The organism is Amycolatopsis minnesotensis, assembly GCF_039529815.1.
In the GTDB taxonomy this organism is placed as follows: Bacteria; Actinomycetota; Actinomycetes; order Mycobacteriales; family Pseudonocardiaceae; genus Amycolatopsis; species Amycolatopsis minnesotensis.
On the sequence record NZ_BAAANN010000072.1, the window covers coordinates 1 to 20,413 of the forward strand.

Below are 20,413 nucleotides of genomic sequence, written 5' to 3' on the forward strand. Positions count from 1 at the left end.
CACACCACGCGGCAACCGCGCCCGAACCACCATCACAACCTCCGATCACAACCGGTGTTGCAACGACCCCATGAACCCAAGACGCCTTCAGGGCATGTGCTGGGATTTTCGCCACCCGCGCCTCCATCTCGCACCCACGCTCAATCCCTACAGGGGGGCGGCCTACGTCGACGGGAACGTGGCCTTCGCGAACCTGCCCTGGCTCCAGGACGCATGCCCCGAAAGCGCCCTTGAGGGAACCAGACGCCGCAAAGGGCACCTTCGGGGCATCAGCAGCACCACCCCCCGCGCAATGAGAGCCGAGTTCGCGGCGTCAGATTCCCCGAAGGACGCCTTCAGGGACCGAGTCCCGGACGGCCCCGGGCGGCTCCGTGCTTCCGACACCCATCTCACCGGGATCCGACGCGCACACATCACTGTGCCTTCGGGGCGCCCAGGTCCCCGAGCCTCAATTTCCGGGTGCGCGGTCAGCGGCGGGTGTCCACGCGGTGGAAGTTCTGGTAGGCGCGGCTCGGGGTCGGGCCCCGCTGTCCCTGGTAGCGAGAGCCCGCTTGGGATGAGCCGTACGGGAACTCGGCCGCACTGGTGAGCCGGAACAGGCAGAGCTGCCCGATCTTCATGCCGGGCCACAACGTGATCGGCAGATTGGCCACATTGGACAGTTCGAGCGTGATGTGCCCGGAGAACCCGGGATCGATGAACCCGGCGGTGGAATGCGTCAGCAGGCCGAGGCGGCCGAGCGAGGACTTGCCCTCGAGGCGGCCGGCGAGGTCGTCGGGCAGCGTCACCAGCTCGTAGGTGGAGCCGAGGACGAACTCGCCGGGGTGCAGCACGAAGGGGTCTTCGCCCTCCTTCTCCACCATCGAGGTCAGCTCGTCCTGCTGGAGCTTCGGATCGATGTGGGTGTACTTGGTGTTGTCGAAGACGCGGAAGAAACGGTCGAGCCGGACATCGATGCTCGACGGTTGCAGCATCGCCGGGTCGAACGGCTCGACCCCGAGGCTTCCGGCGTCGAGTTGGGCGCGGAGGTCGCGGTCACTGAGCAGCACGTGGTCAGCCTAACGGGGCAGTTCAGGCGGCGCGCATGTGCTGGGCGTAGCTGCGGTCGGGCGCGAAGATCCCGCCGAGCCTGCGCAGGTATGCGCGACGGCCCGCGCGCCCGATCCGCTCCTGGAGCGCCGTGGCTCCGGGGATGAGCGGGCGGACGGTCTCGGCGGCGAAGTTCACCGCGGCCGCCACGAGTACCGCGCTCTGGGCCACCGGGTCGTTCGGCAGTTCGAGGAAGTCGGCGTTCGTCTTGCCGAGCACCATGCGGCTGATCGAGGAGTGCACCCGCACCGAAACGTGGGACAGGACCTTCCCGACCGCGCCGCGGCCGTGCCCGATCTGCGCGTGGGCGTCCAAGAGCGCCTTCGCGAGGCGTTTCGAATCCTCGTCGGGGATGAACTCCGTGCTCGCGAGCAGCCACAGCATGCGCCAGGCGTCGTCCTCGTTCGCCGGGAGCAACTCCTCGTCGACGCCCATCAACCAGCCGACGTAGCGCCAGAGGTGCAGGATGTCGCCGCGCTCGCGCTCGGTGTAGCGCACCCCGAGCAGTTGCGTGCCGAACACGAAGACCAGCGAGAAGAGCAGGAGCGTGCCGGTGGTCTGCACCTGGTTCACCGGCCGGTCCCACTTCGCGTAGTCCCAGTCCGCGCGGCCGTTCATCGCCGCGCGCACGTGGGCGTGCACGAGCCGCACCCGCAACGCCGAGGCGTACCCGCGCTCGCCGTGCCGCAGCTTGCCCGGCGTGGTCACGTCGATCCACCACGTCGCCGTCTCGACCAGCCGACGGCTCGCGTTGTACTCGATCTCCCCGGTGCCGACCAGCGCCTTCGTCGCCCGCGACGCCAGGTACCCGCCCATCAGCGACATGTCGCCGAGCGGGAACAACCCGAGCAGCCCGGTCCGCGTGATCGCGCGCGCCCCGCGGTCCAGCCGTTCCCGATCGACCCAGTACGGCGTGGCCTCCACGTCGTGGAAGAAGGCGGCAAGCGCCTCCGGCGGATCCTCGACCTGCTCGATCCCGCGTTCGAGCGCGTACTCGAACAGCTTCCGCCCCTCGCCCTTCGGCAGGCGGCCGATCATCGCCACCACCGCGTCCGCACGGGGATCCTCAGCGCCGGCGAACCGCCGCAACCGCCGGACCTGCCGCTCGTCGCCGCGAATGTCACCCGGCAGCAGCTTGGCCGCCAGCCAGAACCCGCCCTGGCGGAACAACTCGGGATCGGGCAACCGGCCGTCGATCATCACACTCACCTCGACAACAAGTGTTGTCAGTTGCGGCGAAGGCGTCAAGGGGCTCGCGTGCGAGGCTTCGGCTGGGTTGTGTATGCTGACGACGCACTGCGGATGTAGTTCAATGGTAGAACATCAGCTTCCCAAGCTGAATACGCGGGTTCGATTCCCGTCATCCGCTCTCACACGAAAGCCCCAGGTCAGTGGATGTCCACTTTAGACCTGGGGCTTTCGTCTTGGGCAATTGATTCTCCGGCTGGGCCATTAGCGGGCCATTAGCCGACCGGCACGGGTTGAGCACTCCCACCGTCGTCCGGCTCGTCATCCTCGTCCGCAGCCGCGCCGTTGCGGTGCTTGTCGACGAGATCGGACAGCTTCGCGGCGATCTGCTTGTCCGCGTCGCTGGTCGCCCGCTGGTAGATCAGCGCCGCCCGCATGTCGTCATGCCCCATGCGTGACATCAGGTCCTTGGTCGAAGTGCCCGCCTTGGATGCCCAGATGTTCCCGGCGTGCCGGAGATCGTGGAAGTGCAGGCCCTTGAGCCCCATCTTCGCCACGACCTCGGTCCACTTCGTTCGCTGGCTGAAGTTGGGTCGCCGCACCGCGTTACCCGCGCGCTCACCCGTGAACAGCAACGCCGTCTGCTCCGGCTTGACGAAAGCCTCAAGGTGCTTCACCACGTCACGCCGGATCGCCGCCGGAATGATCAACGTCCGGACCCCCGCACGCGACTTCGGCGGGCCGATGACCAAGCCACGGCCCGGAACCTCGACAAGCGCCCGTGAGACCCGAACCCAGCTCCCATCGTCAGCGACATCACACCGCCGGAGCGCGGACACCTCACCCCACCGAAGCGAACCGAACGCGGCCAGCAGCACGAGCACCCGGAACCGCTCCGGCATCCTGCCCGCCAGGTCGAACACCTGGGCCACGGTCAGGACCGGCCGCTCCTCCGCGTTCTCCCGGTCGGCCCCGCGGACACGGCAGGGGTTGCGCTGAAGGATCTTGTCCTCATCCACCGCCGTGTTCAGGATCGCGCGCAACAGCCGGTACGCCTTGGCCGTGACCGACTCCGACACTCCGGCCGCCAGCCGATCCGCGCGCCATTGCCGGACAACCGCCGTCGACAGCTTGCCCAGCTCGACACCACTAAGGTCCGCTTCGATGTGCTTGCGCAGAAGCCACCGGTACAGCTCGACTGTGCGCGGGCGCAGGCCGGGCCGCTGTGTGATCCACTGGCCCGCATAGTGCCCGAGCGTGACCTTCGCCCGTTCAGGGTCGATCCACTCGCCTTTCATGATCTGCGTTTCAGTCAACGACAACCATCGTTCGGCCGCGCGCTTGCTGTCGAACATGTTGGGAGCGCTACGAATCTGGCCGTCCGGCCCTGGATAGCGCGCCTGCCACTTCCCGGATGCCCGCTGGCGGACGTTGCCGAAGCCGCGGTGCCCTTGCTTGTTCGCCATCTCAGGCCGCCCTTCCGAGATCGCGGAGCACCGACGCCTGAGTGATCGGCTCGACTCGACCGGCCTGGATGAACGCGTCCAGATCGGTGACGGCCAAGCGGACGTGTACGCCGACCTTGTGAAACGCGATACGTCGTTCGGCGATGAGCCGACGCACGAACCGGACGCCCGTGTTCAGGTACTCGCCCGCTTCTTGGACTGTCAGGTAGTTCTTGTGCACGATTCGCCTCCCAGTTCTTACGCCGCTTCCGGAATTGCCGAAGTTTCGGTGTCACCGGGTGGCCCTTGCGCGGCCAACATTGCCCGGTCGTATTCGGCCCGCCAGGTGATCCGTTCGGCGATCGCGTGCATGATCAGGTGGTCGCGGGGTGGGAGGTTCGGGTCGTTGGACTCGACCTTGCGCCAGGACAGCCGCGCCGGATCGGGTTGCGGTTTCTCGATCCCGATCTCGGCCAGTGCCCGCGTGACGAACGCCTTGCGATCGGCCTTGTGGTCCCCGAGCGTCTTGCCGGACCACTTCCGCGATACCAGGACCCGCCGACCAGGCAGACCGAGCGTGGCGCGCCGATGAGCCCGCCCTTTGCAGTGCCCCGGCGTGGTTCTCGCCGTCGCGCCTTTGGGTTGGATGCCGTAGAGCAGCCAGACTCCGCACCGAGGCGAACACGGCGTGACCGACAGCGCCGCGTGCAACCGGTCGTGATGATCGGCCAGCCGCGCCGAGTCGGCCACCACAACCTCACCCGTGGACTTCGTGAGGTACTTCGTCAGGTAGCCGATGTGCCGCCCGGATTCCTCGGTACCGCCGAGGATGCCCTTCGAGTGCACCTGACGGCCGAAGGTCACCACATGCGCCGGGGTCTCCACAGCTTCTATCGCGTCGTCCCAGTCGGTCAACGCGTCCTCGGTTTCGGGGTCTACAAAGGACTTGCTGCGCATATCCCACACCGGCAGCCGGTCGGTGTAGACGATTTCATCGTGGTTGGGCCACCAGACCTGGTGGTAGGTGGCGTCGGTGACCATCCGGATCGTGTCGTGCGAGATGGCACCCCGCACGGCCGCGTGCAGGTGTGGAGCGGTCCGCTTCTGGGGTTCCACGGTGGCGAAGTACTGCACATCCCAGCCGACGACCCGGCGCAGGTTCTGCCACCACCGGTCGATCAGCGCGGAGAAGTGCACCGCGTCGCGAGCAGCCCGCCGATAGTCATAGGCAGCCGGATTCACGGGTGATCCGTCACCGCGGACCGGCCCGTAGGAGTCGCAGGTCAGCGTGACGAACATGGACGGCCGGAACCGTCCCGCGTACTCGCGGCCCACCGTGGTCTTGGTGACCTTGCGCCGGGGCAGGTTCGGCGCGTCCTGCCGCCGTTTCGTCGACCGCTTCACCGCCCGACGCGCAGGGGCATCCAGTGACGGCAGGCGACCGCGCAAGCCGAGTTGCCGAAGCTCCGCATCGACCGTCGCGACCTCTTCCCGGATCTCGTCGGCCTACGCCTGGCCCTCACCGTCGAGCTGCTCCGCGCCGGTCAGTTCGCGGAAGCGGGCCACGAGATCGGCCCGGAACTCCAGCAGCTCCGTATGCGCTTCCGAAGGCGCCTCGGCAGGCGCGGTTTCCGGTTCGGTGTCGCGGTGCCAGCCTTCCCGGCATTGCTGCTGCCGCAGAGCTTTGGCTTTGCGGGCGCAGGGCAGGCACACCGATTCCACCGTCGACCCGCACGGCACCGGCACGAACCGCAGCTCTCCGGTGGTGTTGTCGGCGACTTCCATCGTGAACGGCCGGGTGCACACCCCGTGCTTCTCCGCCGTTGCTTTCACCACGTCAGCGGTCAGTGGGGCGCGCGGGGTCCGGCAGACGGCAGCGGGCACCGACCCAGCATCCGGAACCGAAGCCGCCGAGCCCGCCGCCGGCTGCCTGCTGGGCGTAGCGCTCTCTCGTGGGTTTGGGGTCATCAGGCAGCCACCTCCCCATGGTCGATCCAGGCCCGCAGCGCGAACACCGGCATCTCTTGCCGCTGATTGACCGGCAGGTCCGGAAAAATGGTCTCGTCGAAGTCCGTTCCACCGAATACGCGAACCCTGACACCGGAAGCCATCCGGCCGATGATGTCCAGGTGCACGGACTCGCCGCTGGGAACGCGCCACAGCTCGGCTGACACGTCATCGAGAGTTTTCGCCCACGCCAGCAGCGTTTCGGCCAACTCCGGCAGCGACGAAGGGTCCACGTGCACGGTCACCGGGGGACGGTTCCCGATGCCCTTCGCCTCCGCAACGACTGACCATGCTGGGGGAAGAAGGTGCACGTCGAGGTGATCGCGGATGTTGTCCAAATAGGTCATGACAGGGTCCATCACGCAGCCCTCCCGCCGGTGTTTTCGTTGCGCACAGCCAGATCCACGACGTGTGTGCCGCCGTTGGTTACGTAGTTCTCCAGGGCTTTGACGGTGTTGTCGGAGGTCCAGCCCGCGCGAATGCGCAGGGGTTCGCGGAGTCCTTCGCCCCAGACGTAGCCGACACCGGGATCGGTGATGCGGTTCGCCCACGCGCCCCGTTCGTAGGCGCCGTCGCCGAGGACCATGCCGATCTGGTTCTTCGCCGTCACCTGCAAGCACGCCCGCCGGGTGAACAACTCCCTAACCGGAACCGTGTCCTTCGTCGGCTCCTGCACATACCCGCGCACCGTCATGCCCAGGGCGCGGCCTTGGGTGTTGAGCAGTGCGACCCGTTCCACAATGGCCTCACGAGTCTTGCGATCGGTGTACTTCGTCAGGGCGCCGATCTCGTCGAACTCCAGGACTTCCAGGGGGTGTTCGGTGGAGATCGGCACCGTCCGCAACCTTCCGGCGAACTCGCGCTTCCGGTCTTCCATGACGTCCATCAGGTCGTCGAGGACGTCGAGGGCTTCCTTCCCGGTCGCGCCGTAGCGGGCGAAGATCCGGCGCCCGTACGACAGCTCCATGCCCTTCGGGTCGATACCGGAGAGCCGGATGACCCCCGCCCGGATCGCAGGCGCGGCCGACACGAGCGGGGACCACATGAGCGAGTTCTTCCCCGACCCCGACGCACCCGCGACGAGCAGGTGAGCACCAGGCCCCATCAGCGGCACCGTCCAGTCCGCGCCGTACTCCGTGCGCCCAGCCCACACCCGCCGCAGATCCACCCCATGCGACTGCGACCCACCAAGATCGGGGAGCGCCCGGCAGGCCACCGGGGAGGCCAGCAGGTCTCGGCGCTGAAAATCGATGGAGACCACATTGGGGGCCAGCTCCCGGACCTGGCAGCGCGACACCTTCCGCGCCGACGCCAACGCCCGCGCCGCCTCGTCCACATCCTCCGGGGTCTGGCCGGGGACGAGTTCGACCCGGACCTCATCCCACGAGGCGCCCGAGCGGACACCGACGATCCGAGGCACCGCCACCTCAGGCGACGACCCCGCCGAACGCGAGGTGAGCGCGCGTCGACGACGGCCGACCAGGTTCACCGTGACCTGAACCGGCGTCGACTCATCGGCGACCGTGAGACCGCAGGCCCGGAGCCATGCGGGGAGTTTGCGGCCGTAGAGCGTCCACCGCAGCCACCAGGCCCGCAGATGACGGCCACACCAGTGGTCGAACCGCACCGGCGCGACAGCACGCCACACCACCAGCGGAAACACCACACAAGCCGCGGTGACCACCAGCGAAACCCAACCCAAGAAGGAGCACCAGGCCCACCCGAGCAGCAGGGCGAGCGTGGTTCGCCAGCGGGTCACGAGCTGGCGGCCCAGCCACACCACCGCCCGCACCGCCGCCATCAGCGCGAGCCAGACCACGAACAGCGCGGCCAACGCCTCCAGCACGCCCGCGAGCGCTTTGCCGATCTTGTGCAGGACCCACACCGTCACCGCGAGCACGGCCAGGACGACGATCCAGGTACCAGGAGAGTGCAGGTTCATCGCGCACCCCCGCCGAACACGAGCGGCAGCGGGAACCGCTTACCGAAAACGGCGGGCATTCGGGTGACCCCGCCTAGCGCCGGTTGTTTACTGTCGTTTATGGTTGCCATTGTTCACTTCCAGTGGACGGGCACAGAAGCGGTGAAAAGGTTGGTAGCCATGGAACCGCTTCTGTGTTTATAAGATCATTTTTGGACGCATCAGGGCGTGTTTGTGTAGCGCACGCCGTCACGTGCTTTTCTGTTCTCGTGTTAACTTGTCGTACTGTCCTCGGTCACCACCACAGCCTTTCCGGGGGAAACTCACCCGACGCGGGCCGCCGGACCAGTGGCGGGAAGTCGGCGATCAACCGGCCGAGCGCGAGCAGCACCACGTCTTTGCGGTGCACTTCTAACGCGTCCGCCAGCCGTACCAGCGACACCAGATCCACCGGTGGCACGGCCACGGACTCCAGGACCGTCACACTGTCCTCGGAGTAGCCGGACCGTTCGGACACCTCGGCCACGCTCAGACCGCTGTTTTTCCGGATCGACCGCAGTCGATCCCCGAACCGCGCCTTAGGGTTTTGCTCGAACTCGAACAGTTCGGCGCAGCCGTGACAGTCCGTCGACAGCACCAGCGATCCCAGCGAGTACGGATCAGGTCGCATCACAGTCACGACTCACACCCCCGCTTCCTGTTTTTGCGCCTGAACGTGCAAGTAGTCCTCCAGCGCCAACAGGACGAGGTGACGGGCCGATACCTCCAGTGCGCCCGCGAGAGCGGCCAGTGTCGAGATCTTCAATTGCTGCGTGTCGCTCAGCTCCAGCACGCTGATGTAGTCCCGCGACAAGCCCGCCCGCTCAGCAACTTCCCACTGCCGCAGCTTCAGCTTCTTCCGCATCCGCCGCAGCCGGTCCCCGAACGACACCGTGACCTTGTCGTAGGTGATGAACTTGTACATCTCCCCGCACGCCAAGCAATGAGCCGAATCCCCCGCGACTGACATCACAGCTCACCCCGATTCCCACCCGTACGACGGTGGTCGCCGCCAGGGCCGCGCCGAGCGGGACCGCTAAGCCGCTGAATCGGAGCCGGACGGGGGTCTAGGCCATCCCCGAACCACGCCATGCCCACGAAAACGGGATCATTCGATTCTTCCGCCTCCCATAAGCGCGCCTGGTCATCGAAAGCAGCCGCAGACGACTCGCCAGCAGCCAAGATCCACCATGATGCGGTTCGATCCGCGCGGGCCAGTTGGCGCCACGCATGGGCCACCTCACGGGATACTGCGATGAACCGGCGGATAGTCGCATCACTGCGAGGTTCCACGTTCATTTCCTGCCAGGCTTGCGCGTACTCCTGATAAGCGTGCTGCCATGCCATAACTCGGTCATACCAAGCACGTTCATTATCCATCGGGATCACCTTGCCTGTCACTGCGCCGACCTCACAAACTGCCAACTTCAATGGCGGCAGCATTTCGCGCTTTTTCCATCCATTTGTCAGCGATTTCAGAGAAGGACTCCACCGATTTTTCTACCGCCGCAACGCACCACCACGGCAGGCGTTCCTGCGATAGATCGTGCCAAGCCCGCGCGACCCGTAGCGCGGCATCCGCGACATGCCGAGGGTTTCCGCCCGGCTCACTTTCGTGACGTGACAACGCATCCGCGTACTCTCGATACGCGATCTCCCATGTTCGTACGAGCTTGGGGAACGCAGCGGGATCACGCAGCGGCCGTGACCGTCCAGACATGATCACGCCGCCTTGGTTGCGGTGTCGTTCGTCGACTCACTACGAGCCGACTTCCCGGTAGCGGCGGGCGACTTCGCCGCCTTGAACCCGGTCGCACGGAAGGCGAACCCCTGGTATTTGTACTCGCCTTGCCCCATGACCTTCGGCTCCGCAGTCACACCCTCCAGCTCGATCGGTCGCATTCCGGGCAGGGCTTCCGCCGTGGTCGGAACAGGCTGCACATCAGCCAGCAGCGTGATCGGGAACGAAGCCCGCTTCGGATTGGTCTCGCCCGGATCAGTGACCGTGCCCTTCCACTGCCGCTTTCCGGTCGTTTCGTCGATCCGCTGCCGCACCGGTCGCCCGGACGCCCTGTCTTCCTTCGACTGGTACTCAGTGTCCGGCGCGACCTCACCGACCAGCACCAACCCATGCGGGAATGCAACGTCGAACTCGATCTCGAACCGGTGGCCCTTCGCGATTGCCATCTTGAACCTCTCAGCCATCTGGTGCCTTGTCCTTGACTTCTTGGTATGCCAAGCTCCTTCTAGGTATACCAAGACTTGGCATGCCAAGTCAACTAGGATGCTGGAAGCACGGCCCGACCAGGCAGGAGACGAACGTGGAGCACATGTACGAGCGGATCGCGGATGCGCTACGCGAGCAGATTGTCAGCGGGGCCCTCGCGCCCGGCGACCGTCTGCCCTCTCAGGAGGCGCTGACTGATCAGTACGACGTGTCCCGGATCGTCGCTCGTGAAGCTCTTGACCTCCTGGAAAACGAGGGGCTGATTGACCGGACAAAGCGCCTTGGTGCCTTCGTTCGCCGGTATCAGCCGCTTGTACGCCGCTCTGAGCAGCACTACCGGACGAACCCCGGTGCCCCCTTCGCCGAGGAGGCGTTCGCCGCAGATCGCATACCTCGCTATGGCCACGAGACCTACCCTGACCGCGCCGGGGGCGACATCGCTGCGCGACTCAAGATCCCGGTCGGCGCCGACGTCATGCGAACCGACTACGTGTCATATGCTAACGACGAACCGACGATGCTCACGCACTCGTACGAGCCGCTGGAACGCACGAAGGGCACCATCATTGAACGCCCGGAAGAGGGACCTCTTATGACCGCTGGTCTTGTCGACCGGTTTACTGCGATCGATCTGCGGCCGACGCGGGTGGTCGAGCGGCTTCGGTCACGGATGCCCCGTCCGTCGGAAACAGAAGTCCTCAGGCTTCGAAAGGGAACGCCCGTAGTGATCATCATGCGGACCACGTACTCAAACGATATTCCCGTTGAAACTGCCGATATATTGTTGGATGCGCATAGGTTCGAACTTGAATACGTGTTAACAGTAGACCCATTGCCATGAGTGCATGAAAGCATGAAAAAGGGCCCGCCGCCATGAATGCGACGGGCCCTCTGTTTATGCGTCAGCAGTTAAGCAGCTCCGGCTTTTGGTTGAGGATCTGCGAGCGCGGAGAAACAAATTCCTTGTATTCATTCTCTGCATTCGATGTAAACATTCCAGTCTTGCAGCAGTTTTGAAACGCCACCTTCACCCCGTACTTGCGCTCAACCGCGCCACGCATGGAGTCGCTGGCAGCAAAGCGAAGCAGCTCACCCCACGCCTTGTCGTCCGGCGGTACCGTGCCATCCTCCACGGCATCACTTCCGCTCTGAACTTGCTTTACGAGCCCCTCAACAACGGACCACGCGTACGGCAGCGAGGATTGAACGCAAGAGAGAAACTCGTCATCCGTCATTGCGCCGTCGTGTGCCTTGCGAACCAATTCCTCCGGAACTGTCAAGGACATTTCTAGCGTTCCTTCCGTGGGGCGAACAGACCACCGTCCAGTTAACGCGCTTCCCGGGTGAATGGCGACCGCCCGAAGGTGTGACAGTGCAGAACTCCGCGTGACCACTGCGCCAGATATCAGCAAAAAGGCGTGGCACCCGGTCTCTCGGTAGGCCCTTCACAGCCCCGCGAAGTCGGATGCCACGCCCCAGCGACCTTAGCGACCGAGTGCCCCGAGCCGCAACGTGGACGACTGGGCTCGTGCACCTCTGCCGAATTTGGCTCTATGGGATCAAGGCGCCGCCGTCGGCGGCGCGCCCGTCACCTTGCGTGCGGCGCGCCCGCCCGAGTGCGACACGACGACCTCCCGCTCCGCTCCGGCCGTCGGCCGCCGGGCAGGCCCGCCGTCACGCAGCACTGCGAGGCGCGCCGCCGCGGGGGACCCAGCCGCCATACCGACTTCAGCACGTCACGCGTGGCGCCCAGCCTTGCTAGCCCTTCACGACCCGCCCAAGCCGAGCGCCACGCACGCCGACCGTATCGACAGCGGTTGTCAGAGCCCAGCCAAGAGACCCGAACGAAGGACGCCGTGGTCACCACGGTGGTCCCTCGCTTCTCAGCGTCTAACGCTGGGCCGCCCGCATCAAGGCGGGAAAGCGTGCCTTGACACGGCCGACCCAGCGCTAGGGATCGGCGGGGGCGAGGGAAGCGGAGAGAAGAGGCACAAGACGCAGGTGGGAAAGGATGCGGTGGGCCATTAACGGGCCATACGAGGGGGTCAACCAAGGTCAATCCCAGGCACCCCGAGCGAACGCCATCCGCAGGTCAGGGGCACTTTCGAGCATGATCACCCTGGTTCCCAAGCTGAATACGCGGGTTCGATTCCCGTCATCCGCTCCAAAGCAAAAACCCCAGGTCAGCGGATGTCCTTTGTAGACTGTGAGCAACGGTGGCCTGAGTTTTTCGGCGGCGTTGGGCCACTAGTGGGCCATTAGGTCGCTGGCACCAATGATCCGGCCGGGCCGTCATCGTCTTCATCGTTGACATCAGACGAGCTGGCGCGGTGATCGTGGATGAGATCAGACAACTGTTGCGCGACCCGTTCACCGACTTCGCTGGTGTCGTGTTGGTAGATCAGCGCGGCACGCAGGTCGTCGTGTCCCATCCGCGCCATCAGGTCCTTGGTGGAGGTGCCGGGGGTTTTGGACGCCCAGGTGTTCCCGGCGTGGCGTAGGTCGTGGAAGTGGACACCGTTCAGCCCCAGGTTGGCCATGGCCTTGGTCCATTCGGTGCGTTGGTTGAAGTTTGACTTCGCCAGCGGGTTACCTGAGCGTTCACCGGTGAACAGCCATGCCTCTCGATCGCTGTCAGCGTAGAGGGCAAGGTGCTCGAGGATGTCGGCGCGGATGGCCTGCGGAATGGGCACGGTGCGCATCCCCGCTGCGGATTTGGGCGGACCGACGACGAAGCCGGATATTCCCGGCACGCGCACCAGGGTCTGGGTCACGGTCAGCGCACTGGCGTCGTCGGTGAGATCGCAACGACGCAGGGCACTGACTTCGCCCCACCGTAGGGAGCAGAACGCGGCCAGCAGCACCAGGACCCGAAATCGAGGTGGCATCCGGTCCGCGATGGCGAAGACCTGTGCCACCGTCAGTACCGGTCGCTTCTGGGCACGTTCTTTGCCTGCACCCGGCACCCGGCAGGGGTTCCGTGTGAGCAGGCCATCTTCGTGGACCGCCGTGTTCAAGATGGCCCGTAGCAGCCGGTAACACTTGGCCGCCACGGATTCCGACACTCCAGCAGCGAGTAGGTCTGCGCGCCACTTCCGAATCAGCGCCGCGGACAGGCAGCCCAGGGTGACCCCGCCCAGAGTGGGCAGGATGTGCTTGCGCAAGAGCCACTGGTACAGCGCCACCGTGGCCGGACTTAAGCGTGGGCGTTGCACGATCCAGTGCGTGGCATATTTTTTCAGTTCGATTTTGGCCCGTTCGGGATCAACCCACTCGCCGCGCGCCATCCGGGTTTCGACATCGGAGAGCCAGCGTTCGGCGGCCCGCCGTGTCGTGAACGTGTCCGGTGCGTATTGGGGAGATCCGTCCGGTGCCGGATATCGCGCTTGCCAACGGCCTGAGCTACGTTGGCGAACATTGCCGAACCCGCGGCGGCTTTGACTATTCGACATGGTCCACCTGCCCACGGTCGTGTGGAGACTCGGTGCCGCCGGTCGCGGGTTCGACGCGACCTTCTCGCATGAACCGGTCGAGGTCGCTGGTGTTGAGGCGTACGAGAGCGCCCGCTTTATGGAAGGTGATCCGCCGTTCGGCAATGAGTCGACGGATGAAGCGAGGGGAGGTGTTGAGGTACTCCGCTGCTTCGTCGACGGTCAGATACTGACTGTCCTGTGTGGTCATTCGTTTCTCCTATTCTGTCTCCTCTGTTGACAGAGGCGTTGTGCTATGGCTGTAGCTAGTTCGTGTTCGGCGTCGTCGCGGTAGCCAGCGCTGACAAAGCGCCAGTCGTTGATCACGGTGATGGTGTCGCCGTGCTCGGCGAGGCCGATCCGGTTGAGGGTTTGCTCGAGGCGGTAGGTGCGGCGTTCGCCGCGGATGGCAGTGAAGGTGGTGGAGTAGCGGCGTGATTTGGTCAGGAAATGGCCGCGAAAGCCCAACATGTGCGCCCAGCGACGCAGGTTCAGATGTGCGTAGTTGTGGTGGTCGCCTAGCTGCCAGGCGGTGTGAATCATGTGTCGGTGATGATCGGACACGTGGAGGTGGTCGATGTGTCGCGGTGAGCGCACCGGGCGGTCGGGGGTGTCGCGGGCGCCGGTGCCTTTGGTGGCGTACTTGGCGATGTAGGCGGCCAAGCGTTGCTCGCTAATCTGCCCGTTGGGGTCCTCAACCTCGGCTGCGCCACGGTGGTGGATGCGCCGGATGTCGAGTTGATCGCCCCACGTCAACAGCAGCGGGGTGCCGTCGGGGCGAGTGGTGGTCACCGCGACGGTGGCGGCTGCGGCGCGGACCGCGCGGTCGAGCAGGTCGTCATCGGCCCAGGACGGCGGGGGATCTGTGGGCCCTTCGCGTCCGTCGATGCGCAGGATCGCATGGAAATGCACCAGTCCGCGCCGTTGGAACTCCGCGACCTTGCCATAGGACAAGCGCGCGTGCTGAGAGAAGTCGCGGACCCGGATCCCTGCGTGTTTCGCCAGTTCGCGGCGCAGGTGCACGGTGAAGCGTTGCCACAGCACACCGGCGTGTGCTTGCCACAGCACCGATCCGGTGTAGTCGTAGCTGTCGGGATCTAGTGGTGACCCGAGCCGGGGATCGGCGTCGTGATGGTGTTGTCTGCACCGGCACGGTATCCGTCGTCCCCGCGCGGAGCGACCGGGTTGGGAATGCACCGGTCCGAATGAGGGTGCGGTCACGGTGACAAACGCACGCGGTCGGGCGCTGACCGTGACCGGGATGCCTTTGTCCCCACCGACCAGTCCCGCCCGCACCACGTGGAAGGCGTCCGCGGCGTAACGGTCCGAGCACGCCGGACACACCGTTTCCCGGCGGTTACCGCAGGGGGTGAACACCTCCCCACCGAAGCGATACAGCACCGCTCCTGTCGTGACGTGGTGAACCTGGGTGAGGCCGTGCAGCCGGATTGGTCGAGTACAACCGCCGACCGCATACACTCTGGCTCGCCACCGCTCGTAGCGCGTTGAGCGAACGAGGTTCATGACACGTTCTTCGAGAGTCCACATAGAACACCGCCTTAATCTTGTTGCGATCACACAGAAATCGGCATCGTCACCCGCGCAGGGGTGACCGCCGTACAGAACACCGCAGGGCCCTTTGTCTGTCTACTGTGGCCGGTTGTCGGCGCTGAGAGCGTCGAGGAGGCGTTGCGCCAAGGGATCTGGTACTCGCACGGCGCGGCGGATGTCCTCGGGGGTGGCGTCTCGGCCTTCGGCCTGGGCCTCGCGTACCGCGGCGTCGGCCTTGACGACCATGGCTGGTGGCAGCTTGACCCGACTGGCGACGCTGGTGGTTTGCGCCGTCGTCGTGTCGTCCGGTGCCGGACGTGACACTGGTTCGTGGGATTCGGGTGCGGCCGGGGGGAGGGGGACGGGTTCGGGTGTTCGGCGCATGAGGAGTTTGACGACGATGAGGAAGCCCAGCGCGGGCATCGCCGCGAGCAGCCATCCGGGCACACTGCGCTCGGCGAGGGCGACTTGCGCGGCCATCTGCACCCCGAACCCGACGACCAGCACCAGCAGCGGGAACGTGACGGTCCGTCGATCACCACGATGGTGGTCGCGGTGGACTTCGAATCCGGCGACTACCACGAGTCCTTCGATGACAATGGCATCAGCCCAGGCGAGCCAGCCGGTTTGACCGTGGTGGGCGGCCCAGTCGTGGGTGTGGGTGAACCCCGCCGCCGCGCCGATCCCACCCAACGCGACCGTCACCACGATCCGAATCAGACCGCTCACCCGCCCGCGAACACTGCGGGATCCTGGTGTGGTCGGCATCGGTCAGAGTTCCTGGTAGATACGGTCCAGTCCGGCCTGCCAACTGTCCGCGCGGTGGCGGTAGCGTTCGCTTTCCTCTCCGAAGCGGTGAGCGAGGTCGGCCGAGGTGGCTATCAGGTGTCGATACAGCGGTACCCGATCCTCGACTGCTGCGTTGTCGCGCACCAACTCGCCCAAGAGCACACCGAAACGGTGATACTCGGCCACCAGGTCCACGATGACGCCCAGCGCGAGATCGTCGGCGTCCATTACGTCACGCCTGTCTCGTCCGGGGCGTCACCTGGGTACTCCCCGCGCCACAGCACGGCCATCGACCGGAAATGGGCGGCGCAGTCACCCATTTCTGTGGCCACAGTGGCTGCCAGCTGCGCCAAGCGGGGATGCGGCAGGCGCACGGGCAGCACCGCCTCTTCAGGTACTTGGGCGCAGATGCGCCAGTACTCCTGCACCAGAGACTGGATACGATCGAAATCAGTGGTCATGGTTGGTCACCTCCTCCTTGTGCTTCGGTCGCTGCCGAAGCGTGTGTTGTGTGGTTCATGGCGGGCGAGATCCCGCAGGCCATAGCGCAGCCCGATCACGGTGCCGAGGCTGAACACGGCCAGCACCCAAAACAGGGTGGAGAACCCGGTGCTGCGGTAGATCAGCCACAGCCCGACCGCGGCAGGTGCGGTCAGCTTCAGATAGATCCAGGCCCGCCATACCAGGAATCCGAGCCACCACATCAGGCCACCGCCTGCTGCTGGTTTGGCTGAGACCAGCCGGTGGTGACGAACGCGACCAGCTCCGCGACCTCGCTGTCATCGACGTAGGCCGCGCGGACTCGTAGCGGCACCCGCGAGCGTTGCCGCACCACATAGCCGATCCCCGCCGTCTCCGGGATATCGGGGATCTCGTCGGCCAGCGCACCGCGGAGTCGGGCGTTCTCACCCAACACCCCATCCACATGTGCCGCGGCGGTGAGCCGCAAACAGATCCGCAGCGTGAACAGATCCCTGATCGCGACAGTGTCCTTGGTGGGTTCTTGGACGAGACCGATCATGCTGTGCCCGGTAGCACGACCCTGCGAACCCACCAACGCCAACTGCCGACGCAGCTCGCGGGCCACCATCGGATCGCCATAGGCCAATAGCGCACCCAACTCGTCCAAGATCAGCAGGTTCAGTGGGGTCTCCCGCGACACCGTGAGTCGACGGTGCTGACCCGAAGCGAACGCCCGCTGGGTGGCCTGCATGTCCGCGACATAGTCGGTGATCAGCTCGGCGCAGCTGCTTTCGGTGTCGGCGTAGCGGTGACAGATATCGCGCAGCAGCGAGAACTCGAACTGTTTCGGGTCGCACACCCACAGCCGGACCAGGCCGTCGCGGATCAGCGGCGCCAGCCCACGTAGCAAGGACATCGGTACCGAGTTCTTTCCCGCCCCGGTCGCGCCGGCGATGAAGATGTGTTTGCCCTTGATCGGGATCCGCCACTCCTCGCCGTACTCGGTTTCCCCGATATACAGGTCGTTGACATCCACCGACCCCGACTCATACGGCAGGTCCGGGGCCGGAATGACCTCGGTGAACGGTTCCCGTCGCTCCAGCACCAACCCGATCACGCCGGGTTTGATCCGCTCCACCGCGATGCGTTCCACCCGCAACGCCTCAGCTAGCTCGAGGAGTTTCGTTTCGAACTGGCGGGCGTGTTGGCCAGCCACGATCCGCACATGCAGGGTGTCGATCGTGGGGGAATAGGAGCGGACCTTCATGATGCGGGGAAACAACTCCACCCCGGTTTTACGGTCTGTTTTGGACAGTTCGCACGCCCGTAACGCCCGATGCCACCGTGGCCCCACATACACCCGCCACCGACGCGACCAGGCCCGCAGCACCGGGCCAGCGAACCGGTCATAACTGGCCGGATGTGCCCGATACCAACCCGCCACCCCCGCAACCGCACTACCCACTGCGACACCGGTTGATGTCCAGCCGCACTGGATACCCGCTGCGGTCACCGCCGCCGGAGTCGCCAGCACACCGGGATGCCGCCCCGCCCACAACAGCGCGCGAACCTCCACCCCCTTCCGCCGTGTCGAGGTGCCCATCCTCGTGTCACCGCCCTCCTTTTCTCCTGGTCATGGCATGAAAAAACCGGCCCCTACACCCCTCGTGGTGGATGCTGTCGGCCGGCGACTGTCGAGCACGAACCGGGGTTTAGGACTCCACCACCGATCGTGCGTCCGACAGGTTCACCGTCAGCTCCGCCATACTTTTCGCCATCCGGTCATGGATGGCCACAAACCCCTGCCGACGGGCCGGAATACCCCGCATCGTGTCCTTCAACAGACGCAGCGCCGCATCCAACTCCTCAATCACCCGATCCACCTGATACGACATGGCTTTCACAACCTCCACTCCCTGCTCATCAACTCTGCTTCATACTTCTTCGCGGTGCTGCGCAACCGATCCAGGTCAGCAAACGCATGGCGGCTATATCCCATCAGCTCATCACGAGTCGCCACGGTGAACCCCGCCGTGGCATGATCGTCCTTCACGCGGTCGATGATCTTGTTCACCTCGTCCAGCGACTCCAACACTCCATCCATCGCGCCCACGAACGCGCCGTAGCGGCCGCGGGCCCGCTCGTTCAACACCCCGATCTGCATCCCTCAACTCCTCTCTATTCTGTGTGTTTTTGTGTTACGGCTATTCCGGCATGGCGCGGGCGGTTTCCTCCACCACACCCGCCATCGTCGCTAACTGCTCGTGGATCAGCAGCATCCCCACCCCGTGGGCGTCCGCGAGCTGGGTGAACACCTCATTCAGCTCCTTCAGCAGCGGCGCGGAGCCGATCACGAACTCGCCCGCGTTGTGCAGCTGCCGCGACATCGACAACACCTCCTCTGAGATGTCCAGCAACGCCGTCCGTGTGGCCATCGACCCTCCTACCCTCCCGTTCGTGACGTCCGTTGCGACTGCGTTCTTATCAACTCAGCCACCCTGTCCGTCAACGCTTCTAGTCGCTGTTCCAGCGACCACACATCAATCGCATAGCACGTCGCCATCGCACCCAGTGTCTCGTCCACCGGCTGCACCGTCTTCGTGAAATAGTCCAGCTTTTCCGACATGTCACCCAGCACGTTGACGATCTCCCGATACGCCGCCAGCACCTTCACCACCGTGACCGTGTCCACCCGTCATCCACACCTCCCTTCTCCAGCCGCTTGTTCTCCAGAACCCTGTGCCCGTGCGCGCACAGCCTCGACCTAGCGCGGGTCGCGGGAGCTGTCGCCGAGAGCTTCCTCGAACAACTCGACCAACCCGCCAATTCGAACCTGCAAGAACAGCAAGTCCACGCTGTGGGTCTTCGTGACCCCAGCCAGTTCCTCCCGCACCGACGCCACCACCGGAACGCACCGTTCCATCACGGTGGACATCGTGTGCAGCACCCGCACGATCCGCTGCAACTCGTCGACGACCTGCGCTGGAGTCGCTGGCCCCGTCACCGCACTGTCCTGTCCTGCACCACTCACATCACCTTCCTGCCTGCTGCATCCGTACGAGCAGTGGCACGGCATGGCGGACGCGGTCCACGATCAGGAGGCGACCGCCGCGGCTTCGTCTAATCGGTCAGCAAGCCGTTCCAATTCCATGCGCAGCGTCACCGCCAGTTCCATCACACGCCCGGCGGTCTCTGATATTTCTGCTATATCCAGGCGCGCCCACACAATCTCCAGGTACTGCAACTGCGCGAACACCTCGCCCACGATCCGAGTCAACCCGTGCAGCACCTCCACACAATCCCGTATCGCCGCCCTACTCCCCACCGCAACTACCTCCTCGTCACCACTCGTCACACGTCACACCGCCACCGCTGCCTCCGTAGGTCAGGACTCGTCGCCGCGGCGAGAGCACACGGTCTCCAACGCCGACGCCACCGCCCTCATCCGTAACCCCACATCCAGCAGTTGAATCCCCGCGTTATCAGCCATCCGCCCGATGATCACATCGGTCTCACCGATAAAAGGGGCTTTAAGCTTCAGAAATTCACCAATCGCTTGCACTCCCGAAACGGTAGGGAACAGATAGTCCAGTACTGCTGCCGACGACACCGCCATCATCACTCCCTTCCTCGCCATGGGCGAGCACTGCGCTGGTGCGGCGGCAACGCCCGGTGGTAGAAATCCGCCAGTGTCGCCACGCTGACACATCCGAACCGCAAATCCGCCACCACCGTGCGCAACGCCTGCCCAAGCTCGGCGTCGATCTCAGACACCGTGGAAACACAGAGCTCCGTACGCGCTTCCGTGATCCGTAGCGTCTGCACGAGCTGCTGGAGCACATCGGTCAACTCTGCGGAAGTCACGTCACCCACCACTGCTCACCTCCTCCACCCACCGCTAGCGGTGGTCCAGTCACTCGGTGTCGTGTCGACGGTGCCGACTCGCCTGCTGCCACGGCCCTCGTCACTCAGGATCGTCCGTGGGCAACGCCGCCATCAGTTCCATCAAGCTGGTCAAGTCCCGTGCCGCCAACATCAGATGCGTGCAAATCGCGGTGACATAATGGGCAAAACCGACCCGGAGCCCTTCCATCACCGGCAGCGAGTGATGCACCATTTCTGTCAACCTGAGGTTGCCCCCGGAAACCGGACACCGGGCTTTATGCCGCGAGTGCGAGGTCTTGACGATAGCTTATGCGGGTTTCGTGGGGTGTTCGGTAGTCGA

29 protein-coding genes, 1 tRNA gene and 1 pseudogene are annotated in these 20,413 nt (G+C 65.0%); 2 read left to right on the forward strand and 29 right to left on the reverse strand.

Going from position 1 to position 20,413, the window contains the following annotated elements:
* Positions 1–467 precede the first annotated feature (467 nt).
* Both dcd and ABD256_RS42730 read right to left on the reverse strand, forming a co-directional pair.
* Entirely contained in the window at positions 468–1,049 is a 582-nt protein-coding gene (dcd, locus tag ABD256_RS42725) for a dCTP deaminase (protein WP_344431891.1), read from the reverse strand.
* A 22-nt stretch (positions 1,050–1,071) separates the two neighbouring features.
* Complete coding sequence (locus ABD256_RS42730) at positions 1,072–2,286, reverse strand: oxygenase MpaB family protein (RefSeq protein WP_425546618.1); 1,215 nt, start codon at positions 2,284–2,286, stop codon at positions 1,072–1,074.
* A 101-nt stretch (positions 2,287–2,387) separates the two neighbouring features.
* Here ABD256_RS42730 and ABD256_RS42735 point away from each other — a divergent pair.
* Positions 2,388–2,458, forward strand: a tRNA-Gly gene (locus ABD256_RS42735).
* A gap of 94 nt (positions 2,459–2,552) precedes the next feature.
* On the opposite strand, the gene ABD256_RS42740 is transcribed toward ABD256_RS42735, so the two are convergent.
* The 9 genes and pseudogenes from ABD256_RS42740 to ABD256_RS42780 all read right to left on the reverse strand — a co-directional run bounded on the left by ABD256_RS42740 (position 2,553) and on the right by ABD256_RS42780 (position 9,876).
* Positions 2,553–3,743, reverse strand: a complete 1,191-nt coding sequence (locus ABD256_RS42740) for a tyrosine-type recombinase/integrase (RefSeq protein ID WP_344431894.1) — start codon at positions 3,741–3,743, stop codon at positions 2,553–2,555.
* 1 nt (position 3,744) lies between these two features.
* Positions 3,745–3,963, reverse strand: a complete 219-nt coding sequence (locus ABD256_RS42745) for a helix-turn-helix domain-containing protein (RefSeq protein WP_344431896.1) — start codon at positions 3,961–3,963, stop codon at positions 3,745–3,747.
* A gap of 17 nt (positions 3,964–3,980) precedes the next feature.
* A pseudogene (locus tag ABD256_RS42750) lies at positions 3,981–5,690 on the reverse strand (replication initiator).
* On the reverse strand, positions 5,690–6,076 hold the full coding sequence (locus ABD256_RS42755; protein ID WP_344431898.1) for a hypothetical protein: 387 nt from the start codon (positions 6,074–6,076) through the stop codon (positions 5,690–5,692). Before ABD256_RS42755 ends, ABD256_RS42750 begins: the two are co-directional and overlap by 1 nt.
* Positions 6,077–6,087: 11 nt before the next feature.
* Positions 6,088–7,671 carry an FtsK/SpoIIIE domain-containing protein gene (locus ABD256_RS42760; protein WP_344431901.1) on the reverse strand — a complete coding sequence of 528 codons (1,584 nt, stop codon included), beginning with the start codon at positions 7,669–7,671 and terminating at the stop codon, positions 6,088–6,090.
* 274 nt (positions 7,672–7,945) lie between these two features.
* Positions 7,946–8,287 (reverse strand): helix-turn-helix domain-containing protein, encoded by a 342-nt coding sequence (locus ABD256_RS42765; protein ID WP_344431903.1) that lies wholly within the window; start codon positions 8,285–8,287, stop codon positions 7,946–7,948.
* 45 nt (positions 8,288–8,332) lie between these two features.
* Positions 8,333–8,614, reverse strand: a complete 282-nt coding sequence (locus ABD256_RS42770) for a helix-turn-helix domain-containing protein (RefSeq protein WP_344431905.1) — start codon at positions 8,612–8,614, stop codon at positions 8,333–8,335.
* A 486-nt stretch (positions 8,615–9,100) separates the two neighbouring features.
* Positions 9,101–9,415 (reverse strand): hypothetical protein, encoded by a 315-nt coding sequence (locus ABD256_RS42775; RefSeq protein WP_344431907.1) that lies wholly within the window; start codon positions 9,413–9,415, stop codon positions 9,101–9,103.
* Positions 9,412–9,876, reverse strand: coding sequence for a hypothetical protein (locus ABD256_RS42780; protein WP_344431942.1), 465 nt, complete (start codon positions 9,874–9,876; stop codon positions 9,412–9,414). Before ABD256_RS42780 ends, ABD256_RS42775 begins: the two co-directional genes overlap by 4 nt.
* A gap of 143 nt (positions 9,877–10,019) precedes the next feature.
* Here ABD256_RS42780 and ABD256_RS42785 point away from each other — a divergent pair, with 143 nt between their 5' ends.
* Positions 10,020–10,757, forward strand: coding sequence for a GntR family transcriptional regulator (locus ABD256_RS42785; protein ID WP_344431944.1), 738 nt, complete (start codon positions 10,020–10,022; stop codon positions 10,755–10,757).
* Positions 10,758–10,818: 61 nt separating this feature from the next.
* On the opposite strand, the gene ABD256_RS42790 is transcribed toward ABD256_RS42785, so the two are convergent.
* The 18 genes from ABD256_RS42790 to ABD256_RS42875 all read right to left on the reverse strand — a co-directional run bounded on the left by ABD256_RS42790 (position 10,819) and on the right by ABD256_RS42875 (position 20,305).
* Positions 10,819–11,202 carry an SCO5389 family protein gene (locus ABD256_RS42790; protein ID WP_344431909.1) on the reverse strand — a complete coding sequence of 128 codons (384 nt, stop codon included), beginning with the start codon at positions 11,200–11,202 and terminating at the stop codon, positions 10,819–10,821.
* A gap of 972 nt (positions 11,203–12,174) precedes the next feature.
* Positions 12,175–13,368, reverse strand: a complete 1,194-nt coding sequence (locus ABD256_RS42795; protein WP_486303473.1) for a tyrosine-type recombinase/integrase — start codon at positions 13,366–13,368, stop codon at positions 12,175–12,177.
* Positions 13,358–13,597 carry a helix-turn-helix domain-containing protein gene (locus ABD256_RS42800; protein ID WP_344431913.1) on the reverse strand — a complete coding sequence of 80 codons (240 nt, stop codon included), beginning with the start codon at positions 13,595–13,597 and terminating at the stop codon, positions 13,358–13,360. Before ABD256_RS42800 ends, ABD256_RS42795 begins: the two co-directional genes overlap by 11 nt.
* Positions 13,594–14,934 carry a replication initiator gene (locus ABD256_RS42805; protein ID WP_344431915.1) on the reverse strand — a complete coding sequence of 447 codons (1,341 nt, stop codon included), beginning with the start codon at positions 14,932–14,934 and terminating at the stop codon, positions 13,594–13,596. Before ABD256_RS42805 ends, ABD256_RS42800 begins: the two co-directional genes overlap by 4 nt.
* Positions 14,935–15,033: 99 nt before the next feature.
* The gene (locus ABD256_RS42810) at positions 15,034–15,666 is read right to left on the reverse strand and encodes a DUF2637 domain-containing protein (protein WP_344431917.1); all 633 of its coding nucleotides are present in this window, start codon (positions 15,664–15,666) and stop codon (positions 15,034–15,036) included.
* Between the two features lie 42 nt (positions 15,667–15,708).
* On the reverse strand, positions 15,709–15,954 hold the full coding sequence (locus ABD256_RS42815) for a hypothetical protein (protein ID WP_344431919.1): 246 nt from the start codon (positions 15,952–15,954) through the stop codon (positions 15,709–15,711).
* Positions 15,954–16,187, reverse strand: coding sequence for a hypothetical protein (locus ABD256_RS42820; RefSeq protein WP_344431921.1), 234 nt, complete (start codon positions 16,185–16,187; stop codon positions 15,954–15,956). The genes ABD256_RS42815 and ABD256_RS42820 overlap by 1 nt, the downstream gene beginning before the upstream one ends.
* 6 nt (positions 16,188–16,193) lie before the next feature.
* Entirely contained in the window at positions 16,194–16,430 is a 237-nt protein-coding gene (locus ABD256_RS42825; protein ID WP_344431923.1) for a hypothetical protein, read from the reverse strand.
* Positions 16,430–17,476, reverse strand: coding sequence for an FtsK/SpoIIIE domain-containing protein (locus ABD256_RS42830; protein WP_344431925.1), 1,047 nt, complete (start codon positions 17,474–17,476; stop codon positions 16,430–16,432). The genes ABD256_RS42825 and ABD256_RS42830 overlap by 1 nt, the downstream gene beginning before the upstream one ends.
* A gap of 424 nt (positions 17,477–17,900) precedes the next feature.
* A complete protein-coding gene (locus ABD256_RS42835) occupies positions 17,901–18,083 on the reverse strand; it encodes a hypothetical protein (RefSeq protein WP_344431945.1) in 183 nt (60 codons plus the stop codon).
* A gap of 5 nt (positions 18,084–18,088) precedes the next feature.
* The gene (locus ABD256_RS42840; RefSeq protein ID WP_344431927.1) at positions 18,089–18,352 is read right to left on the reverse strand and encodes a hypothetical protein; all 264 of its coding nucleotides are present in this window, start codon (positions 18,350–18,352) and stop codon (positions 18,089–18,091) included.
* 40 nt (positions 18,353–18,392) lie between these two features.
* Positions 18,393–18,623, reverse strand: coding sequence for a hypothetical protein (locus ABD256_RS42845; RefSeq protein WP_344431929.1), 231 nt, complete (start codon positions 18,621–18,623; stop codon positions 18,393–18,395).
* An 8-nt stretch (positions 18,624–18,631) separates the two neighbouring features.
* Positions 18,632–18,880, reverse strand: coding sequence for a hypothetical protein (locus tag ABD256_RS42850; RefSeq protein WP_344431931.1), 249 nt, complete (start codon positions 18,878–18,880; stop codon positions 18,632–18,634).
* Positions 18,881–18,952: 72 nt separating this feature from the next.
* Positions 18,953–19,192 (reverse strand): hypothetical protein, encoded by a 240-nt coding sequence (locus ABD256_RS42855; RefSeq protein ID WP_344431933.1) that lies wholly within the window; start codon positions 19,190–19,192, stop codon positions 18,953–18,955.
* Between the two features lie 90 nt (positions 19,193–19,282).
* Positions 19,283–19,453, reverse strand: a complete 171-nt coding sequence (locus tag ABD256_RS42860) for a hypothetical protein (protein ID WP_344431935.1) — start codon at positions 19,451–19,453, stop codon at positions 19,283–19,285.
* Positions 19,454–19,573: 120 nt separating this feature from the next.
* Complete coding sequence (locus ABD256_RS42865; RefSeq protein ID WP_344431937.1) at positions 19,574–19,804, reverse strand: hypothetical protein; 231 nt, start codon at positions 19,802–19,804, stop codon at positions 19,574–19,576.
* Positions 19,805–19,806: 2 nt separating this feature from the next.
* Positions 19,807–20,061 (reverse strand): hypothetical protein, encoded by a 255-nt coding sequence (locus tag ABD256_RS42870; protein WP_344431939.1) that lies wholly within the window; start codon positions 20,059–20,061, stop codon positions 19,807–19,809.
* 91 nt (positions 20,062–20,152) lie between these two features.
* Positions 20,153–20,305 (reverse strand): hypothetical protein, encoded by a 153-nt coding sequence (locus tag ABD256_RS42875; RefSeq protein ID WP_344431941.1) that lies wholly within the window; start codon positions 20,303–20,305, stop codon positions 20,153–20,155.
* Between the last annotated feature and the right edge of the window lie 108 nt (positions 20,306–20,413).

Bases quoted from the DNA above. Each gene is read 5' to 3' on its own strand.
- ABD256_RS42755 (WP_344431898.1), bottom strand. From the start codon at position 6,076: ATGACCTATTTGGACAACATCCGCGATCACCTCGACGTGCACCTTCTT.
- ABD256_RS42840 (WP_344431927.1), bottom strand. From the start codon at position 18,352: ATGCAGATCGGGGTGTTGAACGAGCGGGCCCGCGGCCGCTACGGCGCG.
- ABD256_RS42795 (WP_486303473.1), bottom strand. From the start codon at position 13,368: ATGTCGAATAGTCAAAGCCGCCGCGGGTTCGGCAATGTTCGCCAACGT.
- ABD256_RS42790 (WP_344431909.1), bottom strand. From the start codon at position 11,202: ATGTCCTTGACAGTTCCGGAGGAATTGGTTCGCAAGGCACACGACGGC.
- ABD256_RS42760 (WP_344431901.1), bottom strand. From the start codon at position 7,671: ATGAACCTGCACTCTCCTGGTACCTGGATCGTCGTCCTGGCCGTGCTC.
- ABD256_RS42845 (WP_344431929.1), bottom strand. From the start codon at position 18,623: ATGGCCACACGGACGGCGTTGCTGGACATCTCAGAGGAGGTGTTGTCG.
- ABD256_RS42835 (WP_344431945.1), bottom strand. From the start codon at position 18,083: ATGTCGTATCAGGTGGATCGGGTGATTGAGGAGTTGGATGCGGCGCTG.
- ABD256_RS42875 (WP_344431941.1), bottom strand. From the start codon at position 20,305: ATGGTGCATCACTCGCTGCCGGTGATGGAAGGGCTCCGGGTCGGTTTT.
- ABD256_RS42780 (WP_344431942.1), bottom strand. From the start codon at position 9,876: ATGGCAATCGCGAAGGGCCACCGGTTCGAGATCGAGTTCGACGTTGCA.
- ABD256_RS42785 (WP_344431944.1), top strand. From the start codon at position 10,020: ATGTACGAGCGGATCGCGGATGCGCTACGCGAGCAGATTGTCAGCGGG.
- ABD256_RS42815 (WP_344431919.1), bottom strand. From the start codon at position 15,954: ATGGACGCCGACGATCTCGCGCTGGGCGTCATCGTGGACCTGGTGGCC.
- ABD256_RS42865 (WP_344431937.1), bottom strand. From the start codon at position 19,804: ATGGCGGTGTCGTCGGCAGCAGTACTGGACTATCTGTTCCCTACCGTT.
- ABD256_RS42820 (WP_344431921.1), bottom strand. From the start codon at position 16,187: ATGACCACTGATTTCGATCGTATCCAGTCTCTGGTGCAGGAGTACTGG.
- ABD256_RS42740 (WP_344431894.1), bottom strand. From the start codon at position 3,743: ATGGCGAACAAGCAAGGGCACCGCGGCTTCGGCAACGTCCGCCAGCGG.
- ABD256_RS42770 (WP_344431905.1), bottom strand. From the start codon at position 8,614: ATGTACAAGTTCATCACCTACGACAAGGTCACGGTGTCGTTCGGGGAC.
- ABD256_RS42805 (WP_344431915.1), bottom strand. From the start codon at position 14,934: ATGTGGACTCTCGAAGAACGTGTCATGAACCTCGTTCGCTCAACGCGC.
- ABD256_RS42800 (WP_344431913.1), bottom strand. From the start codon at position 13,597: ATGACCACACAGGACAGTCAGTATCTGACCGTCGACGAAGCAGCGGAG.
- ABD256_RS42825 (WP_344431923.1), bottom strand. From the start codon at position 16,430: ATGTGGTGGCTCGGATTCCTGGTATGGCGGGCCTGGATCTATCTGAAG.